Here is a 23,081-nt window from a genome sequence, read left to right on the forward strand (position 1 = left end):
ACGCGGCCCCCAGCATGCTGAGCAAGCGCTTATTCGTCAGATTCGTCAGGGAGAGGCAGGGGTACGAGGATGGCCGAGCCGAGGATCTTCACGTCCGCCGAGGAGTTGACCGCCGGGATCGGCGAGCCGCTCGGCCCCAGCGACTGGCTGGAGGTGGACCAGAAGCGGATCGACCTCTTCGCCGACGCCACGGGCGACCACCAGTGGATCCACGTGGACCCGGAGCGGGCGGCGGGCGGGCCCTTCGGGTCCACGATCGCGCACGGGTACCTCACGCTGTCCCTGCTGCCGAGCCTGGTGCCGCAGATCATGCGGGTCGAGGGCATGCGGATGGGCATCAACTACGGGGTGAACAAGGTGCGCTTCCCGGCGCCGGTGCCGGTCGGCTCGCGGCTGCGCGCGACCGCGCTGATCACGGAGGCCGTGGAGGCGGGCGGCGGCGTACAGGTGTCGGCGACCGTCACGGTCGAGCGCGAGGGCGGCGAGAAGCCGGTGTGCGTCGCCGAGTCGGTGTCCCGCTACTACTTCTGAGCCTCGGCGGCGGGGCCGGGGCCGGCATCGGGGCCGGGGCCGGCAGCAGGTCCGGGACCGGCCCCCACCATCCGGAGCACGAGGCCCGCGTAGAGCGCGCCGACCTCGTCCGGCGTGCGGCGGCCGTCCGTGCTGAACCAGCGGGCGACGTCGATGCAGAGCGACAGGACCGCGAGGGTGGTGCCGGGCACGTCGGGGACGTGGAACTCCCCCGCCTCGACGCCCTCGGCGAGGATCCGGCGGATGGCGGCGTCGCTCTGCCGGCGCAGCGCCACGATGTCGGAGCGGTGCTCCGGAGCGAGGGCATCGAGCTCGTACTGGACCACGCGCGCGGTGGTGTGGTGCGCCGCGTGCCACCGCACGAAGGACCGTACGGCCTCGTCGAGGCGCTCGGCGGCGGTGCCGGGGCCCGAGGCGGCGCTGTCCAGGATCTCGAGGGCCTTGTCGTGGCCGATCCGGCTGATCCGGTGGAGCAGCTCTTCCTTGGTCTTGTAGTGGATGTAGAGCGCGGCCGGGCTCATCCCCGCCCGGCCCGCGATGTCACGCGTGGTGGTGGCGTGGTACCCGCGCTCCGCGAAGGCCTCGACGGCCGCGACGAGCAGCCGCCGCGCCGCGTCGGGCGTGACCTCCTGCCACGGCCGGTAGCCGCCGGTCGTCGTCTCCTGCGCGCTCTCCATCGCCCGTCTCACCCTCTTCGCGCCGCCCTGTCGTGCCCTGGTGGGAAGGAACAGCCTACCGGAGGGTGAGCAAGCGCTTAGATGCGTTGCGTTCAGCTGCCCTGACCGTGCGGCTTCGGCGCGAAGGGGTCGTAGTCCACCATCATCTTCTCCATGCGGGCCTGGTCGACGCGGCTGACGATCTGCGTGACCTCCTGCCGGTCGCGGACCACCTTGGCGAGGGTGAAGGCCGAGGTGGTCAGGTAGAGGACCGCGATGCCGAGGAAGGCGCGCACCCAGCCGTCGGCGTCCATGTTGTAGATCCCCAGGGCCACGGCGGCCATGGCGGTGCCGAAGGAGGCGACGGCCTGGCCGTAGTACGCCCCCGTGTTCTGCTGCTTGACCGGTGTCTCGTTCATGGGTCCAGCTTCGGGCCCGACGGGCCGCGCCACATCCGCGCTCGTACTCACGCACGTACTCAGGCGCGCGCGGGGCCGGGCGGGTGCGCGGCCCGGCTCCGGGCGCGCGCGTCAGAACGCGGAAACTCCCGTACGGGCGCGGCCGATCAGCAGCTTCTGGATCTGGCTGGTGCCCTCGTACAGGGTCATCACGCGGGCGTCGCGCAGCAGCTTGCCGGCCGGGTACTCATCGATGTACCCGTAACCGCCGTGCACCTGCAGGGCGTTGCTCGCGGCGCGGACGGCGGCCTCGGAGGCGAAGAGCTTGGCCGTGGAGGACTCGGTGGCGAACGGCCGCCCGCGGTCGATGAGATCGGCGACCCGCCAGGTCAGCAGCCGGGCCGCGTCCACGTCCACGGAGATGTCGGCGATCAGCTCCTGGACCAGCTGGTGCCGGGCGATGGGCTTGCCGAACTGCTCGCGCTGGACGGCGTAGGAGACGGCCGCGTCGAGGGCCGCCTGCGCGATGCCGACGCAGCCCGCGGCAACCGACATCCGGCCCTTCGCGAGGGCCGACATGGCGACCGAGAAGCCCTTGCCCTCGGGGCCGAGCATCGCGGAGGCGGGCACGCGCACACCGTCCAGGGAGAGTTCGGCGGTGGCCTGGCCGCGCAGGCCGAGCTTGCCGTGGATCTCGCGGCGGGTCAGGCCCGGGGAGTCGGCGGGGACGAGGAAGGCGGAGATCGCGCGGTGGCCGGGCTCGTCACCGGTGCGGGCGAAGAGCAGCACCACATCGGCCCAGGTGCCGTTGGTGATGAACATCTTGCTGCCGCTGATCACGTACGAGTCCCCCTCGCGCGTGGCGCGGGTGGTGAGGGCGGCGGCGTCGGAGCCGGTGCCGGGCTCGGTGAGCCCGAAGCAGCCCAGAGCGTCGCCGGAGCACAGCCGGGGCAGCCAGTCGCGCTTCTGCTCCTCGCTCCCCCAGGCGGCGATGGTCTTGGCGACCAGGCCGAGGGAGACGGAGACGATGCCGCGCACGGCGGAGTCGCCGCGGCCGAGCTCCTCGGTGACCAGGGCGTAGGAGAGGTGGTCGCCGCCGGAGCCGCCGTACTGCTCGGGGACGGTCAGGCCGAGGAAGCCGACGGCTCCGAGCTTCTTCACGACGGCCCGGTCCACGCTCTCGGCGCGGTCCCACCCGGCGGCGTACGGGGCGATCTCGCGCTCGGTGAACGCGCGGGCGAGTTCGCGTACGGCGGACTGCTCCTGGCTGAGCTCCAGATTCACCGGGCACCTCCGGGCGGACGGGTCGGATGGGTCGGATGGGTTAATTAGCACTGCTAGTTTAGTTGGGGCAGGCCCTACTATGTGGCGCATGGCCAGACCGCGCAAGCCCCTCCTCAGCAGAGACCGCATCATCGAGGCGGCCGGCGCGCTGGTGGACGCGGAGGGGCTGGAGGCCGTCTCGACGCGGCGGCTGGCCGCCGCGCTGGGCGTCAGCGGGCCTTCGCTGTACAACCACTTCCGCACGAAGGACGAGATCCTGGACGCCGTCGCGGACGCGGTGAGCGCGCGGGTCGACCTGTCGATGTTCGAGGCGGTGGGCCTGGCCGGCGGATCCGGCGCGGAGCGGGAGGGCGGTGCCGGCGGCGGCCCTGGCGGAGGCGGCCCCGAGTGGCGGGGCGCCCTGCTCGCCTGGGCGCACTCGTACCGGGCCGCCCTGTCCGACCATCCGAACATCGTGCCGGTGCTGGCGCGCGGGCCGGGCCGCAGGCCGGCCGGACTGCGGGTGGCGGACGCCGTCTACGGCGCGATGACCGCCGCCGGCTGGCCGCCGGCGCAGGCGACCCGGATCGGCGCGCTGATGCGGTACTTCATCCTCGGTTCGGCGGTCGCCTCGTTCGCCCGGGGTTTCGTGGACGACGAAACGGCATACGACCCGTCGGACTACCCGCACCTGGGCCAGGCCCACCGGCTGGCGCACCGGCAGCGCGAGGTGGACGAAGGGGCCTTCGAGACCGGCCTGACGGCGCTGCTCGACGGACTGGCCATCCAGTACGAGGCGTTGGGGAAGTCGCCGGAACCCGACGAGCCGGCGTGACGGCCGAAGAGCCCGGGCCCGGGGCCAGGCCCGGGGCCAGGCCTTGGACCTGACCCCTGACCCTGACGCAGGCCTCTAGAAGACGACGAGCGAGCGGCCGCCCTTGCCCGCCAGCATCGCGTCGAAGGCGGCCGGGATGCCGTCGAGCGTGATGCGGTCGGTGACCAGGGCGCCGAGGTCGAGGCGGCCCGCGCGGACGTGGGCGGCGATCACCGGGAGGTCGCGGGCGGGGTCGCTGTTGCCGTAGACGCAGCCCGTGAGGGTGCGGGCGAAGTGGAAGATCTCCAGCGCGTTGAAGGTGACCTGCTGGTCCTTGCCCCCGATGCCGACGACCGTCGTACGGCCGCCTCGGCGGGTGGACTCCCAGGCGCCCCGGATGGACTCGGCGCGGCCGGCGCACTCGATGGCGACGTCCGCACCGTGGCCGCCGGTCAGCGCGCGGATGTCCTTGGCCGTGGTCTCGGAGGCGAGCACGAACTCCGTGGCCCCCGCCGCCCGGGCCAGCTCCTCCTTGGCCGGGGAGACGTCCACGGCCACGATCGGGCCTGCCATGGCGATGCGCGCCGACTGGAGGGCCGCGAGGCCCACGCCGCCGACTCCGAAGACGGCCACCGACTCGCCCGGCCGGACCTGGGCGCTGTGGTGGACGGCTCCGTAGCCGGTGAGGACCGCGCAGCCGAGCAGCGCGGCCTCGGTGAGCGGGATCCCGGCGGGGGCGGGCAGCACGCAGTTGGCCGCGACGACCGTTTCCTCGGCGAAGGCGGCCACGTTCAGCCCGGGGTGCAGCTCGGTTCCCCGGGCGTCGTGGGCGTAGACGTTGCCGACCCCGGCGAGCGCCTTGGCGCAGAGCCAGACCTCGCCGATCGAGCAGTGGTGGCACTGCCCGCAGGACGGGGCCCAGTTGAGCACCACCCCGTCGCCGGGCGCGACGTGGATGACCCCTTCCCCGACGGCGAGGACCGTGCCCGCGCCCTCGTGGCCGAGGACGGCGGGCACGGGGACCCGCATGGTGCCGTTGGTGAGGGAGAGGTCGGAGTGGCAGACCCCGGCTGCGGTGAGCCGTACCCGGACCTGCCCGGGGCCGGGCTCGGGCAGCACGATGTCCCGTATCTCCAGCGGGGCTCCGACGGCGGGCAGGATGGCGGCGCGGACCATGGTCGTCGGCGCCAAGCAGCGCGACCGCGTGCGCGGCTTCATCACCAAGGGCGTGGAGGAGGGCGCGCGCCTCGTCGCGGGCGGGCCCGAGGCGCCGCACGCGCAGGGGTACTTCATCGCCCCGACCATCTAGACGGGGTGGATCGTCGGCAGCGTCAGATGTGTATAGGCGACAGCTTCAGCGCCGACCCCTGCTGCCAGTCCGCCCAGGACAGGTTCCACTCGCCGAAGCCGTTCCCGGCGGCCACCGTCTCCTTGCCGTCCGTCACCTCGAAGACGTCGCCGACCTGCACCAGGTCGTAGAACCACGCCGCGTCCGCCGCCTCTTCAGGCCGATGCAGCCGTGGCTCTTGTTCGCCGAGCCGATGTGGCCCTCCGCCCACTCGGCCTGGTGCGCGTACGTGCCCGAGACCGTCAGAATGGTCCCCTCCTTGCCCATGAGGGGCATCTTCCCGCTCCAGGTCGGGGTGCTCGCCGGATCGCCCGCCGTGATCGGGACCGACTTCACCACCGCGCCGTCACGCTCCAGCGTCAGCGGGTGCCGGGCGATGTCCACCTTGGCCAACCGGCTTCCCGTCAGGTCCGGTCACGGTCACCGCCGTCAGGGTGCCGTGCTCCACCCGCGCCCCGACCGCCCCGTCCGGCTTGACGTCCCGCGCTCCGTCGGCCGGCAGGAGGCTCACCGCGACCGACAGCGCGAGCAGGGCGAGCAGCGGGACCGCAGGGGTGTGTGCCTTGCGCATGGGTGAGTGAACCTCCAGGGAGAGCCGGGGTCTTCAGCCCGGGATGCCCGGGAGGAGGCCGCCCCGATCGCCCGTGGTTTCAGCCGGGACGGAATTCGGGACGATCAAGGAGCAAAGTCATCCAACATGAAATTTATGGGCCATTCGGCTGGAACCCCTCATCGGCGCCTGACGTCCTGACCAGTGCGAGCTCACAAGGCGGACGTCGAATGGGGAGTTGAGACACATGGGGTTCATGGCGCGCACGCACATGCAGGGCATGCGGACACGGCTGGCCGTCGCCGGGGCGGCCGCGGCGGTGGCCGCGACGGTGTGGGGAGTGACGACGATCGTCGATCCGTCCCCCGACACGGGCCACGAGAACGCCTCCCGGCAGAGCGACGACCCCGCGCAGGGCGGCGGCGCCGACCCCCAGGCGCCCGGGAACCCGGGCCAGGTCCCGGACGGCATAGCCCACGCCTCGGAGGCCGGCGGGAACGCGGTCAACATCACCATCGACGACGGGCCCGACCCCAAGTGGACGCCGAAGGTGCTGGAGGTCCTCGCGAAGTACGACGTGAAGGCGACCTTCTGCATGATCGGCCCGCAGGCCAAGGCCCACCCGGACCTGGTCAAGAAGGTCGTCGCGGCCGGCCACCGGCTCTGCGACCACACCATGGACCACGACACGACGATGGACAAGAAGCCCCTCGACTACCAGCGCCGGCAGATCCTCGACGCGAAGAAGCTGATCGAGGACGCGGCGGGAGGCGGGGCCAAGGTGGAGTACTACCGGGCCCCCGGCGGTGCGTTCACGCCCGAGAGCAGGGCCCTGGCCGCTGCCGACGGCATGCGTCCGCTGGGCTGGAACATCGACAGCAAGGACTTCGAGAAGGCCGGGGCCGCGAAGATCGCCAACACGGTCAAGAGCGAGATCAAGAACGGTCCGACCGTCCTGTTCCACGACGGCGGCGGCAACCGCACCCAGACCGTCGAGGCCCTCGACCAAGTCCTGGCCTGGCTGAAGGAGCAGGGCCGGCCCACCGGCTTCCCGGTGGTCACCGGCCCCAGCGCCTGAGCGTCGCCCTCGGCCCGGACTGCCTTCGGCCCGGACCGCTCTCAGCCCGGACCGCCCTACCCTCGGGCCGCCCTGCCCCCGGACCGCCCTACCCCCGGGCCGCCTTGAGGACCGCCGCCGTCAGCGGGCCGTTCTCCGCGGCGGCCCCGCCCGGGAAGGCGAAGCGGCGCCGCGTGTAGCCGTACGCGGTCCCCGTCACCGGGTCGGCGAAGCCCTGGGCGCCCGCCGCGCCCGAGTGCCCGAAGGCCTCCGGGCCCCGGCGGATCGCGGTGCAGGTCGAAGGCCACCGCCAGCAGCTCCGGAGCCGTTGCCGCGAGCTCCGCGCCCTCGGCCTCCTGCTCCGGCGTCGGAACCATGTCCAGGACCGGCCGCCAGCGCCCTTCCAGCTGACACGGCGGCAGTCCCAGGTACAGGTCCAGCCCGAACGGCGCGCGGATCCGCTCCTCGGAGACCTCCTGGATCGAGCGCCCCGTCGCCCGGCGCGCGACCTCGCCGGTCAGCGCGCCGATCACGTAGGCGTGGTAGCCGTACGCCGTCCCGGGCTCCCAGTGCGGCCGCTGCCCGGCCGGCCGCGCCGCGAGCAGCGCGTCGTCCGCGAGCTCCTCGTAGTCGAAGCCCTCGGCGGTGTTGACCAGTCCGGACTGGTGCGCGACCAACTGCCGCACCGTCAGCCGCTCCTTGCCGCCCCCGGTGAACTCCGGCCGGTACGCCGACGCCTCCGGAGGGATCCGCTCGCCGGCCACGAAGGCCACGAAGGCCACGAAGGCCACGAAGGCCTCGAAGGCCACGAAGGCCTCGAGCTCCTCGCGCACCGGCTCCCAGCCCGCCGCCACCGTGCCGTCCACGTCCACCGCCATCGTCGTCCCCCCGGTCCGGCCGGTGCTGCCGAACGGCTTCCGCGCACGCCAACACGCGGCCCGCGGGCAGGGGTTCCGGACGCGCGCGGGGTCGCGCCCGCGCACCGGTTCTCGTACGGGTGAAAGCGCGCCCGGCGTCGTTCCGGCCCGCCGCGGGACCCCGTTGGTCCGGGCATGAAGCGCACCCGCACCGCCGCTCTCGCCCTCGCCGCCGCCGCGGCGGCCCTCGCCCCCGTCCTCTGCCAGGGAGCCGCCACCGCCGCGGACGGCACGGCGTTCCTCCAGGACCCGAGCGGAGGGGAGAAGGCGATGAAGTCGATGTGGACCAAGGACGACATGCACAAGGTGGAGGCGCAGTTCCGCTTCCAGCCCGGCATCCGGTACAAGACGGTGGACCGGCCCGGACCCAAGGGCGCGGAGGACTACCACCGCCAGGTCCCCGACCCGAAGACCCTGGCCTGGGAGCCGGGGTACGAGTTCGCGTGGTCGGTCGCGGACTCGCAGGGGGTGAAGAAGGTGCTGACCACCAAGGACGGCAAGCACCCGATCGTCGTGCACGCGGTGCTGCGGAGCGCGAACCGCGCCAAGGCCGCCGAGGTGCACCAGGAGCTGGTCAACCGGCCGGCGACGGGCCGTACGAAGGTTCCGGGCGGCAAGCGCATCGCGTGTGACACCGGGAAGTACACGGTGGAGTGGTCGGTCACGCGCACCGGCTACGGCACCCTCACGGGGTCCCTGGCCTGGGACTCCAGCTGCCAGGAGTACCGCACGGCGTTCAGCCCGCAGAACCAGGGCGCCAGCTGATGCGGTGAGGGGAAGGGGTGGGCCTGCCGCCCCGCGCACCTTGTGGGTGCGCGGCGGGGCGACGGGGCCGCGGCCTCGGATCGAAGCCGTACCAGCCATGATGCCGCGTGGGGTGGGGTGCGGCAGGGGGCGGAAGTCCCGTGTCGGCAGGGCCGTTCGGCGGAAGTTCCGGGCGCACGCGCCTTGAGTTCCGGGCCGCACGCACCTGGAGTTCCGGGCGCTGCGGGAGTTCCGGGCGCTGTGGGGTCAGCGCTTCTTGGCTTCGGTCGCCTTCGCGGCGATCTCCTCCAGCACGGCCTTCGGGTCGCCGCCGGGGTCCACGGCCCGCCCGATGTTGCGCTTGATGGTGTCGCTGACCGTCACCCAGGACGGGTCGTTGACCGGGTAGAGCTGGGCGCTGCGCAGGGCCGTCAGGAACTCGGCGTCGCTCTTGTCCATGCCGCCGCTGCCGGCCAGCGTGCGGGAGGCGGAGACGGTGGACGGCAGCAGGTGGTAGCGGCCGGCGAAGTCCGCGAGGTTCTTGTCCTGGTAGACGAAGTCCAGGAACTTGCCGATCTCGGCGCGGTGGTCGTGCTGCTTGAACGCCACCATCCAGTCGGCCACGCCGACGGCCGGCGGGCTCTCGCCGGTGCCGATCGTGTCGTTGACGGGCATCGCGACGGTCCGGACCTCGATGCCCTTGGCGCGCGCCTCGTGGGTGAGCGAGGGGTAGCCGTTGAGCATGCCGACCTCGCCCCGCGTGAAGGCGGCGAAGGCGTCGGCACGGTTGAGCTGGGACGGCGGGGTGGGGCCGAGCAGGCCGGGGCCGACCAGGTTCTCCTTGATCCACTTGAAGGTCTGGATGTTCTGGTCGGAGGCCAGGCTGTAGTTGCCGCTGCTGTCGGCGTAGCCGCCGCCGTTGCTGAGCTCCCAGATCATCGCCTCGGCGTGCGCCTCCTCGGGGCCCAGGGGCATGGCGTACGGGTACTTCACGCCCTTGTCCTTGAGTGCCTTGGCGGCGGCCTTGAGGTCCGCCCAGGTCTTGGGGGTCTCCTTGACGCCGGCCTGCTTGAACAGGGTCTCGTTGATGAAGAGCAGGCGGCTGCTCGCGACGAAGGGCAGGCCGTAGAGGGTGTTGCGGACGGAGCCGGCCTCGGCGAGGGGCTGCAGGAAGTTCGCCTCGGCGGTGACCGAGAGGAGTTCGTCCGCGGAATAGAGCTTGCCCTGCGCCGCGAAGTCCGAGTAAGAACCCATGAGGGCCATGTCCGGCGCGTTCCCGGCCTTCACCATGCGGGAGACTTCACGGTCGATGTCGGCCCACGGAAGCAGCTGGACCTGAACCTTGATGCCCGGGTTCGCGACGGTGAAATCCGCCGTCACCTTGTCCCAGAACTCCTTGGAACTGTTGGCCGAACCGTCGCCGTATTCGGCGGCGACGAGGCGGAGCGTGCCGCCGTCACCTGCGTCGCTTCCGTCCGAGCCGCCGCATCCGGCCAGCGTTGTCAGCAGACCGAGCACGACCGTGGTGGCGGCCGTGCCGAAGATTCTTCGTCGCACGGGTGTATTCCCCTGATTTTCTTTTGCGTCGCGTTATTACTTATGGGTTGCTCCGGGCTGTGCTGTCCCTCCATGGCCCGTTGGCCGGAATTCTCTCCTGTGGGAGGCCGTCTTGTTCCATTGGGTCGGCACTTGTGGTCAATGCTCCAAGTGCGGCATTTCAGAATGGTGTTTTCCGATATGTGATCAACAATTCGGACGCGCGTAGACATGGCGAAACGCCCGTTTCCGGCCACGGAACGGGTTGGGGGAGGGGGACCGGCCGCGCGGCGGCGTCAGTCGGAGAAGTCGCCCGCGTAGGGGTCGGGCTCGCCCGTTTCGGGGTTGCGGCCCTCCTGCCAGCGCCGCTGGGCCTTGCGCCAGTGCACGAAGCTGAGGTGGCCGCCGTCCCAGAAGGTGATGCTGACCGGGCTCATGTCGAACTCGTCGGAGCACAGGCGGTACAGGAACTCGCCCATGCCGTACGGGTACACCGCGAAGGAGTCGGCGGTGTGGCGCCCGACCACCAGGACGGGCCAGCGGTCCGGGTCGGCATCGGTCGTCAGCCAGCACAGGATGTCGGAGCCGCCCGTGACGCCCCAGGCGACGATCGACTCGGGGTCCACGTCGAAGGCGGCCCGGCCGCCCTCGGACTCCCAGACCTGGCGGGCGTTGGCGGTCTCCTCCGCCATCTGCGCCGGGTCCCACTGGAGCCCCGGCTTGGGCAGCGGCAGCAGCACGCTCGCCTCGCCGTTGATCGAGCCCGCGCCGAAGCGGCCCATGAAGGCGATGAAGTCGGCGGGGAAACGGCTGCCCCAGACGGCCTCGGCCGCCTGCCAGTCGATGTCCTCGTCCGTGCCGTGAGTCGCCGGCATGATCTGCTCCAGCGCCTTGATGTGCGCGTTCTCCGTCATGCCGCTCCCCTGCCACCCCAGCTCAACCGCCCCAACCTACCGCCGGTCAGGGGCAGCGCCTAGCGTCGGTCGAGACGGAGCCGCAGCACGGACCCCACGCGCAGCCCCCAGGCGGCCATGGCGCCGGCCTCGGCCTCCAGGACGTGGCGGGCGCGCAGCCGGGGGAGTCCGAGGCGTCCGGGGGGCATGGTGGTCAGCGCGACGACCCTGAGCCGGCGGTCCAGGTAGGCCACGTCGATGGCGAAGCGCATCCGGAAGGTGTGCACGCTCGCGGCCGGGGTGAGGAGCATCGCCCCCTCGATCCCGTCCAAAGAGTAGGTCGGCGGCAGGGGCGGAGGTGTAGAAGAGGCAGCACCGGGAGTGCCGGGAGAGGCAGGAGTGCCGGGTGAGGCGGGAGTGCCCGGCCCCGCGGGCCCCGCGGGCCCCGCGGGCCCCGCGGGCCCCGCGGGTGTGCCGGGCGCGGCCGGAGCGGCGAACGCGGCGGGCGGACCCACGGCCACCGAGCCGCCCAGCAGCGTCCCGATGACGGCGACGGCCGCGGCCGTCGCCCGCTTGCTGCCCCTGAGCCGCACGGAGCCTCCTCGTCCCGAGTCGTCCCCCGCTCGTACGAATGGGCCCGACCCCACCATCCGTACGGCCGGGTGTCAACGCCCGCGGGCGGTCTGACCGGGATCGGCCAGGAATGCGATGCGTCCGACTGGGTATGGCTGCGGTGTTCTCCGGCGGTGTTCCATGTTCCTGACCGATCCTCACGCACAAAGGAGTGCCTGCCGTGAACACCGAGACCCCCGGGACCGCCATACCCACCCCCGCTCCGGCCACTGCCGCAGCCCCGACACAGCGGCCGCCGCTGGCCCACCTGCCCGCGCAGGCCGGGCCCTACGAAGCGCCCCTGACCAGCGAGCCCCCGCTCGCCGATGCCGCGCACGCCCCGCTGACCAGCGAGCCCCCGCTCATCTGCGAGGCCCCGTTGACCAGCGAGCCGACCACTTCCGCCGCGGCCGCCGCCGCGGGTGACTAGACAAGGAATCCGATGGACGACCTCGCCCGGCTGGCGGCCCTGAACGGCGTCGCCACCACCTACCAGCCCGCCGAGGACGTCACCGTCCGGGTTCCGGAGTCCACCGTCGCCGCCGTACTGCGGCGGCTGGGGGCGGACACGGACACCCCGGAGTCCGTACGGGCACACCTCGCGGCGGCCGAACACGAGGCGGCCCAGCGGCTGTTGCCGCGCGTGCTGGTGTGGTGGGCCGGGTCGAGGGCGCCCGCGGAGCTGGGCGCGCTGCCGCCCGGGACCCGGATCCGGCTGGATCTGGAGGACGGCGGGGTGACCGAGGCCGCCGCCGGGTCGCCGGGGGCGGCCGCGGGGCTCCAGGAGGCCTTCGGCGGCCCGCCGGGGTCCCGGGGCGGGCCCTCGGGGCAGCCGCCGCTCGGCGTGCACCGGATGCGCGCCGAAGCCCCCGACGGCCGCACCGCGACGGCCACCCTGATCGTGGCCCCCGACCGGGCCCCGGCCGCGCCCGGGCGCACGCACGGGCTCCTCGTCCAGCTGTACTCCCTGCTTTCGGAGCGCTCCTGGGGCATGGGCGACCTCGGCGACCTGGCGGAGCTGGCGCGTTGGGCGGGCCGCGTCCACGGAGCCGGCTTCATCCAGGTCAACCCGCTGCACGCGGCGGTGCCCGGCACCCCGACCGACCCCTCCCCGTACCGGCCCTCCTCGCGCCGCTTCCCCGACCCGGTGCACCTGCGGATCGAGGACGTCCCCGAGTGCGCCGCCGGCCCGAACCGGGCCGCCCTCACCGAACTGGCGGACCGCGGCGGCGAGTTGCGGCGCGAGGTGCTGGAGAAGGGCGCGCTGATCGACCGGGACGCCGTCTGGGCCCTCAAGCGGGCCGCCCTGGAGCTGCTCTACGCGGTCCCGCGCACGCCCGAACGGGAGGCGGCCTACGGCAGGTTCCGCGCCGAGCAGGGCGCGGAGCTGGACCGGCACGCCGCCTGGTGCGCCGCGCACGCCGGGGAGGACCCGCAGACCCGGGCCGATTTCCACCGCTGGCTGGTCTGGCTGACCGACACCCAGCTCGTCGCCGCGCAGCGGGCCGCCAAGGAGGCCGGCATGGCGGTCGGCATCGTGCACGACCTGGCCGTCGGGGTGCACCCGGAGGGCTCGGACGCCTCCGGCTCGGAGCACTACGCCGAGGGCGTCTCGGTGGGGGCCCCGCCGGACGCCTTCAACGCGCGCGGCCAGGATTGGGGGCTGCCGCCCTGGCGCCCCGACCGGCTGGCCGCCGGCGGGTACGAGCCGTTCCGGGCCCTGCTGCGCGGGGTGTTCCGGTACGCGGGCGCCCTGCGCATCGACCACGTCATGGGGCTGTTCCGGCTCTGGTGGATCCCCGAGGGGGCCCCGCCCGCCGAAGGCGCGTACGTCTCGTACGACGGGGAGGCGATGCTCGCCCTGCTCGTCCTGGAGGCGCACCGCGCCGGGGCCCTGGTCATCGGCGAGGACCTCGGCACCGTGCAGCCGGGGGTCCGTCAGGCGCTGGCCCGGCGCGGGGTGCTGGGCACCTCGGTGCTCTGGTTCGAGCGGGACTGGGGCGGCGACGGGGAGCCGCTGGAGGCGGAGCGCTGGCGGTCCGACTGCCTGGCCACCGCCACCACCCACGACCTGCCGCCCACGGCCGCGAAGCTGGCCGGAGCCCATGTGGAACTGCGCGACCGGCTCGGCCTGCTGACCCGCCCGCTGGAGCGGGAGCGGGCCGAGGACGCGGCCGACACCGCGCGCTGGCTGGACGTGCTGGAGGACCTCGGCCTGGACACCAAGGACGAGGAGGCCGCCGTACGGGCCCTGTACGGGTTCCTGCTGCGCACCCCGGCCCGGCTGGTCGGGGTCTGGCTGCCCGACGCGGTGGGGGACCGGCGGCCGCAGAACCTGCCCGGCACCTGGGACCAGTACCCCAATTGGCGGCTCCCGGTCGCCGACGCGGAGGGCCGGCCGCTGACCTTGGAGGCCCTGGCGGCCTCGCCGCGCGCGAACTCCCTGTTGAGCGCGGTGCGGGACGGGGGGTGAACCCGTACGGCACCCCCGGGCGCGCGGGTCGTTTGGGTGTTCGCTACGTTTGCACCGTGGACAAGAAGAACGCTCTGCGCGCCGGCGCCGTCACGGCCGGAACGACGCTGATGATGCTGCTGATGACGTCTCCCGCCCTCGCGCTCACCCGCGACGACGGCGACGACCCGGGTCCGGGCCTGAGCATTGCCGAGACGCTGGGCCTGTACGTGGCCGCGCCGATCGTGCTGTTCCTGGTCATCACCGGTCTGGTGATGGTCGGCGACAAGTCGCGCAAGCAGCAGTAGGAAAACTTCCGGCGCGCCGGAGGTCCGTACGGACCTCCGGCGCGCCGTCATGCCCGGACCCGGTCCCGGGCCTGATCGCGGGCCTGATCCCGTGACGGGCGGGCCCGGGACCGGGCCTGCTCACGGGACCCCCGCCAGCACCTTGCGCAGCAGCGCCGTGAGGGTCGCGACCTCGGCCTCGTCGAGCCCGGTGAGCGCCGCGCGCTGTGCGTTCAGACCCGCCTCGACCGCCTCGTCGACGATCCCGAGGCCGCGGTCGGTGATCGTCACCTGGAGCCCCCGCCGGTCGTGCGGATCGGGCTTGCGGCAGAGCAGCCCGGCCTTCTCCAGTTTGTCCAGCCGTCCCGTCATACCGCCCGTGGTGAGCATCAGCGTCGCCGACAGCTGGCGGGGCGAGAGGGTGTACGGGCTTCCGCTTCGCCGCAGGGTGGCGATGACGTCGAACTCCCCGCGCACGATCCCGTAGCGCGAGTAGGCCCTGTCCATCTCTTCGGCCATGGCCTTGGCGATCCGGAAGATCCGTCCGAAGACGGCCATCGGCGCGGTGTCCAGGGCGGGTCGCACCGCGAACCACTGATCGGCGATCGCGTCGACGGGGTCCTTGGCGACCTCGGGTGCGGCTGCGGGCGCGGCTGCGGGCTTGGGCTCGGTCATGGCCGCAGTATCCGGCTTCCGCTTGTTCCTTCGCAAGAAAGTTGCTTGTCTCTAAGTAGCTTAGTGCTAAGCTACTTACAAGTGAGCTACTCGTCCCTGCCGGAGGAGCAACCGTCGTGAACCGCGTCGCCGTCATCGCCCTGACCGCCCTGGCCCCCATCTCCTGGGGCTCCACCTATGTCGTGGCCTCCGAGCTGCTGCCGCCCGACCGGCCGCTGTTCACGGGGGTGATGCGGGCCCTGCCCGCCGGACTGCTGCTGACCGGCCTCGCCCGGACCCTGCCCAAGGGGCAGTGGTGGTGGAAGTCCGCCGTCCTGGGTGCGCTCAACATCGGCGCCTTCTTCCCGCTGCTCTTCCTGTCCGCCTACCGCCTGCCCGGCGGGGTCGCGGCAGTCCTGGGCGCCGCGGGCCCCCTGTTCGTCGTGGGCCTGTCCGCCCTGCTGTTGGGGGAGCGGGCCCGGCCGCGGACCGTGGTGGCCGCCGTGGTGGGGGCCCTCGGAGTGAGCATGGTGGTGCTGACGGCCGAAGCCCGGCTCGATCTCGTCGGCATCGCCGCCGGCGTCGTCTCCTCGGTCTCGATGGGCGCCGGCACCGTCATGACCAAGCGTTGGGGGCGCCCCGAGGGGGCCGGGCCGCTGGCCATGGCCGGCTGGCAGCTCACCGCGGGCGGGCTGATGATCATCCCGTTGGCCGTACTGGTCGAGGGGGCGCCGCCCGCGCTCGACGGCAAGGCCTTCCTCGGCTACGGCTACATGATGCTGATCAACACCGGACTGGCGTACTGGCTCTGGGTGCGCGGCATCGGGCAGCTGACCGCCACCTCGGTCACCCTGCTCGGGGTGCTCTCCCCGCTGACCGCCGCCGTCATCGGCTGGGCGGCGCTGGGTCAGGGGCTGTCCCCGGTGCAGGTGCTGGGCATGGCGGTCGCCCTCGGCGCGACCCTCGCGGGGCAGACGGCGGGTGGGGCGGCACGGTCCAGGCGTCGGGCCACCGAGGCCCCTGCCGCTGAACCGTTCAGTTCTGCTGAAGAAATCGATCGAAATGTTTCGATAGACCTGACGGGTGACTCGGTGCGACGGTAGGACGACGATCGACACACACCGAACCCCGAGGGGGAGACACACAGTGGCCGTCATGGACCGCGTCCGTACCGTTTCGCAGACAGAGCAGCCCGGCAGCGGGGGCACCCGGGCCAAGAAGGGAGCCACCGGCCTCGGCGTGCTCCTCGCCCTGCTCGCGACGGTCGTCTGGTCCGGCAGCTTCGTCGCCACCCGGGGCATGGCGGACAGCATCCCGCCCGTCCAGGCCGTCTTCTGGCGCTGGACGATCGCCACCGTCGCCGTAGCCCCCTTCGCCGCCCGGCAGGCCTGGCGGCAGCGGGCCCTGATCCGCGAGCACTTCGGCTACATCGCCCTCGCCACCCTCTTCGGCGTCACCCTCTACAACACCCTCGTACACCAGGCCGGACTGACCACCTCCGCCTCCAACATGGGCATGATCATGGCCGCCTCGCCGGTCGTCATGGCCCTGTACGCCCGCATCGGCGGCGAACGGCTCGGCGCCCGGCGCACCTTCGGTCTGGTCCTCGCGGCCCTCGGCGTCCTGCTGCTGGTCGGCAAGGGCTCGATCCGGTTCGACTTCGCCGCCGGCGACCTGTGGATGTTCGGCGCCGCCCTGTCCTTCGCCACGTACAGCGCGCTCCTCAAGCGCAAGCCCGCGGAGCTGGGCGGCCTCGCCTTCCTGATCACCACCTTCGTCCTCGGCGCGCTGATGCTGGCCCCCGCCTACGCCGTGTCCGTCCGGGTCCAGGGCGGCTTCCACGTCACCCCCTCCACCGCCGGAATGCTCCTCTACGTCGGCGTCTTCTCCTCCGCCGTCGCCTTCTTCGCCTGGAACAAGGCGGTCTCGCTCATCGGCGCCTCCCGCTCCGGCGTCGTCTACTACCTCCAGCCGGTCTGCGTCGCGGTCCTCGGCTTCCTCCTCCTCGGCGAGCAGACCGGCCCGGCGCAGCTGCTGTGCATGGCGCTGATCCTGGGCGGCGTGGGCCTCGGTGCCCGGCGGTAGGTTCGGTCCCATGACGGAGTGGGACATCAAGAAGCTGCGGATCCTGCGGACCCTCGCGGAACAGGGGACCGTGACCGCGACGGCCGAGGCGCTGCACATGACGCCCTCGGCCGTTTCGCAGCAGCTGACCAACCTGGCCAGGCTCCTCGGGGTCCCGCTGCTGGAGGCCCAGGGCCGCCGGGTCCGCCTCACGGACGCGGCCCACCTCGTCCTGCGGCACGCGGACGCGGTCTTCGCCCAGTTGGAGCGGGCGGACGCGGAACTGGCGGGGTACCTGACGGGGGGGGCGGCTTCGGGGGGCCGGAACGGCCGGAACGGAATCCTTCGGGTGTGCCACGCGTTGGGAAGGTGGTAACCCATGAGTACGCACTGCCCGCACCCCCCACACTGGAGGCGCCTTGACCGGCTCCCGTCCCTTGCGTCCACGGCTGCGCGCCCTGCGGCCCGAAGCCTTCGGCGCGGACCCGTCCGGTGCCCGGCTGGAGCGGATCCGGCGTTCGCCGAACTTCGCCGAGGGCGTGTTCCAGAACCCGGTGGGGGCCCGGACCAGACCCTCCGGGTCGATGGCCGAGTTCGCCAAGATCTACTTCCACAAGGAGCAGCGGCTCCGACGCAACCCCGGCGCGCCCATCCCGGTCTACCCGACGACGCTCGCCGAGCTGGCGAAGCCGCCGGCGAGCGGACTGCGGGTGACCTGGATGGGGCACTCCAGCGTGCTCGTCGAGATCGACGGGCGCCGGGTCCTCTTCGATCCGGTCTGGGGCGAGCGGTGCTCCCCCTTCCCCTTCGCCGGGCCCAAGCGGCTGCATCCGGTGCCGGTGCCGCTGGCCTCGCTGGGCGACGTCGACGTCGTGGTGATCTCGCACGACCACTACGACCACCTCGACCTGCCGACGATCAAGCAGCTGGCCGGCACGGACACCGTCTTCGCCGTGCCGCTCGGCGTCGGAGCGCACTTGGAGCGCTGGGGCGTCCCGGCGGACCGGCTGCGCGAGCTCGACTGGAACGAGACCACCAAGGTGGCCGGGCTCTCGCTCACGGCCACCCCGGCCCGCCACTTCTGCGGCCGCGGCCTGCGCAACCAGCAGTTCACGCTCTGGGCTTCGTGGGTCGTCGCGGGGGACGAGCACCGGGTGTTCCACAGCGGTGACACCGGGTACTTCCCCGGGTTCGGGGAGATCGGCGCGGAGCACGGGCCGTTCGACGCGACGATGATCCAGATCGGGGCGTACAGCGAGTACTGGCCCGACATCCACATGACGCCGGAGGAGGGCATGCGCGCCCACCTCGACCTCCAGGGCGGCACACCGCACGGCACGATGCTGCCGATCCACTGGGGCACCTTCAACCTGGCCCCGCACCCGTGGGACGAGCCCGGCGAGGGCACGGTGGCCGCGGCCGAGGGGGCCGGGGCCGCGATCGCGCTGCCGGTGCCGGGCCAGCCGTTCGAGCCGGGCGCGGCGGACGCGCCGGCTTCGCCGTGGTGGCGGCCCTTCGTGGCCGGGGGCGGGATCCGGCCGGCGGCGGACGTACGGATCGAACTGCCCGGGCGGGTCCGCGGCGAAACGCGTGAGGAGCCGGAGGCGGTCGGCTCCTAGTGCCGGTGCCGGTGCCGCGTGCCGTCGGGGGCGCCCGGCGGTGAGCCGCAGGGAGTGGGCGGGGAGCGTGGGGCGCCCGGGGCCGGTGGTGCGCACCCGGGCGACCCGGGGTGCGCCGGAGTGTGCGCACCCGGCGCATTCGGGCTTGCGTGCGAGCGCTCCATCGGGAGCGGGAAGCACCCGGGCGAAGTTCCCCAACTGCCCGTCGTGGGCGGCAGCGAGCGGTCTAGCGTGGGTATCCGGTGATCAACACCGGATCCCGGTACGCCCGGGGGCCGGGCCCCACTGACCGAGGACGCCGATGTCCGGACTCCGCGCCGCCCGCCACTCCCCGTCGAGACACGCCGTCACCGGTCCCAGCCGGCAGATACGCCCCCAGCTCGTCCGCGCCGCCGTGCTGCCGACCCTGGCCGCCGGGCTCAGCGGCGCCGCCGCGGTGATCTTCACGCTCCAGCTCGGCGGCGGCGAGGGGTCCCGGGACACCCGGCTGTGGCCGGTGCTCGCCGGCTGCGCCCTGCTCGTCGTCGGAGCGCTCGCGGCCGCCCTGCTCGGTGCCCAGCGCGGAGCCAAGACCGTCCGCGACCGCTGCGAGGCACTGCGCCGCTCCAGCGTGCGCGGCCGCCAGGAGCTGCGCACCGCCGCCGACCGGCTGGAGCGGGGCGAGCTGCCCGCCCTGCCCGTGCGCGGCACGGGGTCCCTGCCGTCCTTCGGGTCGCACGCGGGCGTGGACGAGTTCTGGCTGCTCTCCCAGGAGTTGCGCGGGGCCAGGGAACAGGCCCACGCGACGCTGGTCCGGCTCGGCGCTCCCGTCGCCCCCACCGACAGCGACCGCAAGGTCGAGGTCTTCGTCAACCTCGCGCGCCGCCTGCAGTCCCTCGTGCACCGGGAGATCTCGCTGCTCGACGACCTGGAGGACACGGTCGAGGACCCGGACCTGCTCAAGGAGCTCTTCCACGTCGACCACCTCGCCACCCGGATCCGCCGGCACGCCGAGAACCTCGCGGTCCTCGGCGGTGCAGCCTCGCGCCGGCAGTGGACCCGGCCCATCGACCTGAGCGAGGTGCTGCGCTCGTCCGTCGCGGAGGTCGAGCAGTACACCCGGGTCAAGGTGGTGCCCCCGGCGGGCGGCACCGTACGCGGCCACGCCGTCGCCGACGTCGTGCACCTGCTGGCCGAACTCGTCGAGAACGCAACGGTGTTCTCCGCCCCCGACACCGATGTCGTGGTGCGCGCGGAGCGGGTCACGGCCGGGATCGCGGTCGAGGTGGAGGACCGGGGCCTCGGCATGCCGCCCGAGGAGGCGCACCGGATGAACGCCCTGCTCGGCGACCCCGACCAGATCAGCGTCCGGCACCTGCTGGCGGACGGGCGGATCGGCCTGTTCGTCGTCTCCGCGCTGGCCCGCCGGCACGGGATCGCCGTCGAGCTCAAGTCCAACATCTACGGCGGCGTGCTCGCCGTACTGGTCCTGCCGCAGGAGCTGTTGGGGGCGGAGGCACCGAGTGCGGCCGATGCCCTGGGCGGATCCCGGGCGACCTCGTGGGGGACCGGCGAGGGGGCGGGCGCGCCGCCTCTGGAGCCGGTGCGCGTGAGCCTGCCCGGGGCGGAGTCTTCCTGCGCTCCACCGGCCGTGCCGGGATGGGCCGTTGGTACGCCGGGCACCGTGCCCCGTACGACATCGCCCGCCGGGGAGGCGGCGCGGACGCTGGCGGCCCCGATGGCTGTGGCGGTGCCGGCGGTTGTGCCCGTGACCGCGTCCGTGCCCGCGTCCGTGACCGAGTCCGTGACCGCGTCCGTGACCGAGTCCGTGGCTGGGCCGGTGCCGGTATCCGTGCCCGTGTCCGTGCCGGTGTCCGGGTCCGTGCCGGCCGCCCGGGTCGGTGAGGAGCGGCCGCCGCTGCCCCGGCGGCGGGCGCAGGAGCACCTCGCGCACCAACTGCGCGAGGCCCCCGCACCCCGGCCGGCCGACGACGCGCGCGCGGAGCGGCCCGTGCACGACCCCGGCCTGATGGCCGCCTTCCAACGGGGCTTCGGCCTCGCCCAGTCGGAGCACCAGACGTGACCCCGGCCTCTCACCCGAATCACCCGAAAGCTAAGGAGCGCACCCCCATGGGCGGCGAAGTGGCGACCACGACCAGTCGGCTCTCGGATCTCGACTGGCTGCTCAGCGGCCTGGTCCAGCGGGTGCCGTACACGCGCAGCGCGGTGCTGCTGACCGCCGACGGGCTCGTCACGTGCGTCCACGGGCTCGACGCCGACAGCGCCGACCACCTGGCCGCGCTGGCCTCCGGGCTGTACTCGCTCGGGCGCAGCGCCGGTTCCCGGTTCGCGGACGGAGCCGAGGTCCGCCAGGTGGTGGTCGAGCTCGACACCGCCCTCGTCTTCGTGTCGGCGGCCGGATCCGGCACCTGCCTCGCGGTGTTGGCGGACCGGGAGGCCGACGCGGGCGTACTCGGCTACGAGATGGCGATGCTGGTCAAGAGCGTGCGCCCGTACCTGGCGGCCCCGCCGAGGCGGCCCGCCGCCGCCGACGCGGAGCGATGAGGGCGCGCACGAGGGGGGCACCGGAGGCGGGGGCGCCGCGTGACACACCGTGGCTGGACGATTCGGCGGGCCGTGTGATGCGCCCGTACACGGCGAGCGGCGGGCGGACCCGACCGGCCGTCGCGCTCGACCTGCTGTCGCTGGTGACGGCAACCGGCGTGCGCCCGCGCGGGCCGCTGGGCGCGGAGCACGCGCTCGCGCTCCGGATGTGCGCGGGCGCGGCGGCGGTGACCGTCGCCGAGGTGGCGGGGCACCTGCGGCTGCCCGCGGTCGTGGTCAAGGTGCTGCTGTCCGACCTGATGGAGCACGGGGCCGTGACCGTGCGGGCGCCGCGCTTCCCGAGCCCGGGCGCCGGCTCGTTCGCCGACGACGACCAGTCCCTGCTCCGGGCGGTGCTCGATGGCCTGCGCAAACGGCTCTGAGGCACCCGCCCACGAGGCCCCCGCGACCTTGAAGATCCTGGTCGCGGGCGGTTTCGGGGCGGGCAAGACCACCTTCGTGGGGGCGGTGAGCGAGATCGAGCCGCTGAGCACCGAGGAACTGCTCAGCGGGTTGAGCGAGGCCGCCGACCCGCTGGACGGCATCGAGGCGAAGACGTCCACGACCGTGGCGCTGGACTTCGGCAGGATCACGCTGGACGGGCGGCACGTGCTCTACCTCTTCGGCACGCCCGGCCAGCAGCGCTTCTGGTTCCTGTGGGAGGAGCTGTGCGCGGGCGCGCTGGGGGCGGTGGTGCTCGCCGACACGCGCCGCCTCGCCGACTGCTTCCCCGCCGTGGACTTCTTCGAGCGGCGCGGGATCGGCTTCGTCCTCGCCGTCAACGAGTTCGACGGCGGCCACCGCTACGGCGCCGACGAGGTGCGCGAGGCGGTGGGGCTCGGGCCGGACGTGCCCGTCGTACGGTGCGACGCGCGACTGCCGAGCTCCGGCACGGGGGCGCTGGCCGCCCTCGTCCACCACCTGCTGTCGGCGGCGGAGCCTGCGGCGCACGCCAGGTCCGCGAAGTATCCGGAGTGACGGGATCCGAACGGAATTCGGGGGAGACGACATGGCCTACTACGAGTCGACCGGGCACCTGCTGCTCACGCCTGTGGATCGGGAGGCGCCGGCGCGTGTGGTGCGGCTGCGCGAACTGGGCCTGGGCGAGCGGGCGGACGGCGAACTGGACGCGTTCGCGCGGCGGGTCGCGGGCGCGCTGGACGCGCCGTACGCGGGGATCAACTTCATCAGCGAGGAACGGCAGTTCTTCGCCGGCCTGCACCACGCGCCCGAGGCCCCGGCGAGCGGCTACCCGGCGCGGGTGCTCGCCCGGGACCACGGCTACTGCCCGTACGTGGTGGTGCGCCGACGCGCGCTGGTGCTGGAGGACGTACGGGACTTCGCGCGCTTCGCGGGCAACGCGGTCGTGGACGAGAGCGGGGTGCGCTCCTACGCGGGCGCGCCGGTGATCGACCGGCGCGGGATCGTGCTGGGGACGGTGTGCGCGGTGGACGTGGTGCCGAGGCGGTGGGGGCTGGCGGGACTGGCGGCGGTGAAGGAGCTGGCGGCCGAGCTGGTGGAGCTGGTGCACGAGCGGGAGGACCGCTGCGGGTGAAGGGCCCCACCGCCCGCTGCCCGCTGCCTGCGGCTCGGGGGGTGATCGTCATCGGGGGCGATTGTCAGTGGCCGGGTCTACGGTCGGAGACGAGGGAGCACCGGTGGCTGGAGAGGAGTCGCGGGGATGGCCACGACAGCAGGGGACGTCAGGGAGATCGCATTGTCGCTGCCGGACAGCAGCGAGAAGCTCGCCTGGGGCATGCCGACGTTCCGGGTCGGCGGGAAGAACGGCAAGATCTTCGCCGCCCTGGCCGAGGACGACACCTCGATCGGGGTGAAGTGCCCCGTGGAGGAGCGGGCCGAGCTGATCGCGGCGGAGCCGGAGAAGTTCTTCATACGTCCGGGTCACGACGACAACTACGCCTGGCTGCGGGTCCGGCTGGCGGCGGTGGAGGACGCGGCGGAGCTGCGCTCGATCCTGACCGACTCCTGGCTCCAGGCGGCCCCCAAGCGCCTCGCCGCGGCCCACCCGGAACTGGGCGGCTGAGGGGCGGGGCCGCGGCGCCGGGGCGGCGGCCGGCATCCCCTGTCTCTTATACCCACCTC

27 protein-coding genes and 2 pseudogenes are annotated in these 23,081 nt (G+C 73.2%); 18 read left to right on the top strand and 11 right to left on the bottom strand.

Going from position 1 to position 23,081, the window contains the following annotated elements:
- Window positions 1–69 precede the first annotated feature (69 nt).
- Window positions 70–531, top strand: coding sequence for a MaoC family dehydratase (locus DRB96_RS38200; RefSeq protein ID WP_112452521.1), 462 nt, complete (start codon window positions 70–72; stop codon window positions 529–531).
- Here the strand turns inward: DRB96_RS38200 and DRB96_RS38205 are convergent.
- The 3 genes from DRB96_RS38205 to DRB96_RS38215 all read right to left on the bottom strand — a co-directional run bounded on the left by DRB96_RS38205 (window position 522) and on the right by DRB96_RS38215 (window position 2,869).
- Complete coding sequence (locus DRB96_RS38205; protein ID WP_112452522.1) at window positions 522–1,208, bottom strand: TetR/AcrR family transcriptional regulator; 687 nt, start codon at window positions 1,206–1,208, stop codon at window positions 522–524. The genes DRB96_RS38200 and DRB96_RS38205 overlap by 10 nt on opposite strands.
- 92 nt (window positions 1,209–1,300) lie before the next feature.
- Entirely contained in the window at window positions 1,301–1,606 is a 306-nt protein-coding gene (locus DRB96_RS38210) for a YiaA/YiaB family inner membrane protein (protein ID WP_112452523.1), read from the bottom strand.
- 111 nt (window positions 1,607–1,717) lie between these two features.
- Window positions 1,718–2,869, bottom strand: coding sequence for an acyl-CoA dehydrogenase family protein (locus DRB96_RS38215; protein ID WP_112452524.1), 1,152 nt, complete (start codon window positions 2,867–2,869; stop codon window positions 1,718–1,720).
- Between the two features lie 88 nt (window positions 2,870–2,957).
- Here DRB96_RS38215 and DRB96_RS38220 point away from each other — a divergent pair, with 88 nt between their 5' ends.
- Entirely contained in the window at window positions 2,958–3,683 is a 726-nt protein-coding gene (locus DRB96_RS38220) for a TetR/AcrR family transcriptional regulator (RefSeq protein WP_112452525.1), read from the top strand.
- 75 nt (window positions 3,684–3,758) lie between these two features.
- Here the strand turns inward: DRB96_RS38220 and DRB96_RS38225 are convergent, their stop codons facing one another.
- Window positions 3,759–4,838, bottom strand: coding sequence for a Zn-dependent alcohol dehydrogenase (locus DRB96_RS38225; protein ID WP_112452526.1), 1,080 nt, complete (start codon window positions 4,836–4,838; stop codon window positions 3,759–3,761).
- Window position 4,839: 1 nt separating this feature from the next.
- On the opposite strand from DRB96_RS38225, the pseudogene DRB96_RS38230 reads away from it, so the two are divergent.
- Window positions 4,840–4,968: pseudogene (locus DRB96_RS38230) on the top strand (aldehyde dehydrogenase family protein); the annotation flags it as partial.
- Window positions 4,969–4,993: 25 nt separating this feature from the next.
- On the opposite strand, the gene DRB96_RS43425 reads toward DRB96_RS38230, so the two are convergent.
- Entirely contained in the window at window positions 4,994–5,131 is a 138-nt protein-coding gene (locus DRB96_RS43425) for a hypothetical protein (protein WP_162689132.1), read from the bottom strand.
- 225 nt (window positions 5,132–5,356) lie between these two features.
- Complete coding sequence (locus tag DRB96_RS43430; protein WP_162688412.1) at window positions 5,357–5,581, bottom strand: hypothetical protein; 225 nt, start codon at window positions 5,579–5,581, stop codon at window positions 5,357–5,359.
- A gap of 235 nt (window positions 5,582–5,816) precedes the next feature.
- Here DRB96_RS43430 and DRB96_RS38240 point away from each other — a divergent pair, with 235 nt between their 5' ends.
- Window positions 5,817–6,638, top strand: coding sequence for a polysaccharide deacetylase family protein (locus tag DRB96_RS38240; RefSeq protein ID WP_112454267.1), 822 nt, complete (start codon window positions 5,817–5,819; stop codon window positions 6,636–6,638).
- A 56-nt stretch (window positions 6,639–6,694) separates the two neighbouring features.
- Here the strand turns inward: DRB96_RS38240 and DRB96_RS38245 are convergent, their stop codons facing one another.
- Window positions 6,695–7,495: a serine hydrolase domain-containing protein gene (locus tag DRB96_RS38245; RefSeq protein ID WP_343234669.1), complete on the bottom strand. Its 801-nt coding sequence runs from the start codon at window positions 7,493–7,495 to the stop codon at window positions 6,695–6,697.
- A gap of 174 nt (window positions 7,496–7,669) precedes the next feature.
- Between DRB96_RS38245 and DRB96_RS38250 the strand changes: the two genes are divergently transcribed.
- A complete protein-coding gene (locus tag DRB96_RS38250; protein ID WP_112452529.1) occupies window positions 7,670–8,299 on the top strand; it encodes a hypothetical protein in 630 nt (209 codons plus the stop codon).
- A 246-nt stretch (window positions 8,300–8,545) separates the two neighbouring features.
- On the opposite strand, the gene DRB96_RS38255 is transcribed toward DRB96_RS38250, so the two are convergent.
- From DRB96_RS38255 to DRB96_RS38265, 3 genes are all read right to left on the bottom strand, one after another.
- The gene (locus DRB96_RS38255; protein ID WP_239516569.1) at window positions 8,546–9,835 is read right to left on the bottom strand and encodes an extracellular solute-binding protein; all 1,290 of its coding nucleotides are present in this window, start codon (window positions 9,833–9,835) and stop codon (window positions 8,546–8,548) included.
- Window positions 9,836–10,110: 275 nt separating this feature from the next.
- Complete coding sequence (locus DRB96_RS38260) at window positions 10,111–10,728, bottom strand: SMI1/KNR4 family protein (protein ID WP_112452530.1); 618 nt, start codon at window positions 10,726–10,728, stop codon at window positions 10,111–10,113.
- 59 nt (window positions 10,729–10,787) lie between these two features.
- Window positions 10,788–11,057: a DUF192 domain-containing protein gene (locus DRB96_RS38265; RefSeq protein WP_112454271.1), complete on the bottom strand. Its 270-nt coding sequence runs from the start codon at window positions 11,055–11,057 to the stop codon at window positions 10,788–10,790.
- A 470-nt stretch (window positions 11,058–11,527) separates the two neighbouring features.
- Here DRB96_RS38265 and DRB96_RS38275 point away from each other — a divergent pair, with 470 nt between their 5' ends.
- The 3 genes from DRB96_RS38275 to DRB96_RS38285 are packed head-to-tail and all read left to right on the top strand — an operon-like array spanning window position 11,528 to window position 14,079.
- Window positions 11,528–11,749 (top strand): hypothetical protein, encoded by a 222-nt coding sequence (locus tag DRB96_RS38275; RefSeq protein WP_112454273.1) that lies wholly within the window; start codon window positions 11,528–11,530, stop codon window positions 11,747–11,749.
- Between the two features lie 12 nt (window positions 11,750–11,761).
- A complete protein-coding gene (locus tag DRB96_RS38280; protein WP_112452531.1) occupies window positions 11,762–13,792 on the top strand; it encodes a 4-alpha-glucanotransferase in 2,031 nt (676 codons plus the stop codon).
- Window positions 13,793–13,848: 56 nt separating this feature from the next.
- Window positions 13,849–14,079 carry a hypothetical protein gene (locus tag DRB96_RS38285; RefSeq protein WP_112452532.1) on the top strand — a complete coding sequence of 77 codons (231 nt, stop codon included), beginning with the start codon at window positions 13,849–13,851 and terminating at the stop codon, window positions 14,077–14,079.
- Window positions 14,080–14,199: 120 nt separating this feature from the next.
- Here DRB96_RS38285 and DRB96_RS38290 read toward each other — a convergent pair whose 3' ends face one another.
- Window positions 14,200–14,733, bottom strand: coding sequence for a MarR family transcriptional regulator (locus tag DRB96_RS38290; protein WP_112452533.1), 534 nt, complete (start codon window positions 14,731–14,733; stop codon window positions 14,200–14,202).
- 116 nt (window positions 14,734–14,849) lie between these two features.
- On the opposite strand from DRB96_RS38290, the gene DRB96_RS38295 reads away from it, so the two are divergent.
- The 10 genes and pseudogenes from DRB96_RS38295 to DRB96_RS38340 all read left to right on the top strand — a co-directional run bounded on the left by DRB96_RS38295 (window position 14,850) and on the right by DRB96_RS38340 (window position 23,022).
- Window positions 14,850–15,815, top strand: coding sequence for an EamA family transporter (locus DRB96_RS38295; RefSeq protein WP_112452534.1), 966 nt, complete (start codon window positions 14,850–14,852; stop codon window positions 15,813–15,815).
- A 52-nt stretch (window positions 15,816–15,867) separates the two neighbouring features.
- Window positions 15,868–16,797, top strand: a complete 930-nt coding sequence (locus tag DRB96_RS38300; protein WP_112454275.1) for a DMT family transporter — start codon at window positions 15,868–15,870, stop codon at window positions 16,795–16,797.
- A gap of 10 nt (window positions 16,798–16,807) precedes the next feature.
- Window positions 16,808–17,074, top strand: a pseudogene (locus tag DRB96_RS38305) (LysR family transcriptional regulator); the annotation flags it as partial.
- 121 nt (window positions 17,075–17,195) lie between these two features.
- Entirely contained in the window at window positions 17,196–18,395 is a 1,200-nt protein-coding gene (locus DRB96_RS38310) for an MBL fold metallo-hydrolase (RefSeq protein ID WP_112452535.1), read from the top strand.
- A gap of 301 nt (window positions 18,396–18,696) precedes the next feature.
- Window positions 18,697–20,457 (top strand): ATP-binding protein, encoded by a 1,761-nt coding sequence (locus DRB96_RS38315; RefSeq protein ID WP_112452536.1) that lies wholly within the window; start codon window positions 18,697–18,699, stop codon window positions 20,455–20,457.
- A 47-nt stretch (window positions 20,458–20,504) separates the two neighbouring features.
- Window positions 20,505–20,939 (top strand): roadblock/LC7 domain-containing protein, encoded by a 435-nt coding sequence (locus DRB96_RS38320; RefSeq protein ID WP_112452537.1) that lies wholly within the window; start codon window positions 20,505–20,507, stop codon window positions 20,937–20,939.
- 77 nt (window positions 20,940–21,016) lie between these two features.
- On the top strand, window positions 21,017–21,361 hold the full coding sequence (locus tag DRB96_RS38325; RefSeq protein ID WP_239516567.1) for a DUF742 domain-containing protein: 345 nt from the start codon (window positions 21,017–21,019) through the stop codon (window positions 21,359–21,361).
- Complete coding sequence (locus DRB96_RS38330) at window positions 21,339–21,956, top strand: ATP/GTP-binding protein (RefSeq protein WP_112452539.1); 618 nt, start codon at window positions 21,339–21,341, stop codon at window positions 21,954–21,956. Before DRB96_RS38325 ends, DRB96_RS38330 begins: the two co-directional genes overlap by 23 nt.
- 31 nt (window positions 21,957–21,987) lie before the next feature.
- The gene (locus DRB96_RS38335; protein ID WP_112452540.1) at window positions 21,988–22,533 is read left to right on the top strand and encodes a GAF domain-containing protein; all 546 of its coding nucleotides are present in this window, start codon (window positions 21,988–21,990) and stop codon (window positions 22,531–22,533) included.
- Window positions 22,534–22,659: 126 nt separating this feature from the next.
- Window positions 22,660–23,022, top strand: a complete 363-nt coding sequence (locus DRB96_RS38340; protein ID WP_112452541.1) for an MmcQ/YjbR family DNA-binding protein — start codon at window positions 22,660–22,662, stop codon at window positions 23,020–23,022.
- Window positions 23,023–23,081: the final 59 nt, after the last annotated feature.

This window comes from Streptomyces sp. ICC1 (assembly GCF_003287935.1).
GTDB lineage: Bacteria > Actinomycetota > Actinomycetes > Streptomycetales > Streptomycetaceae > Streptomyces > Streptomyces tritrimontium.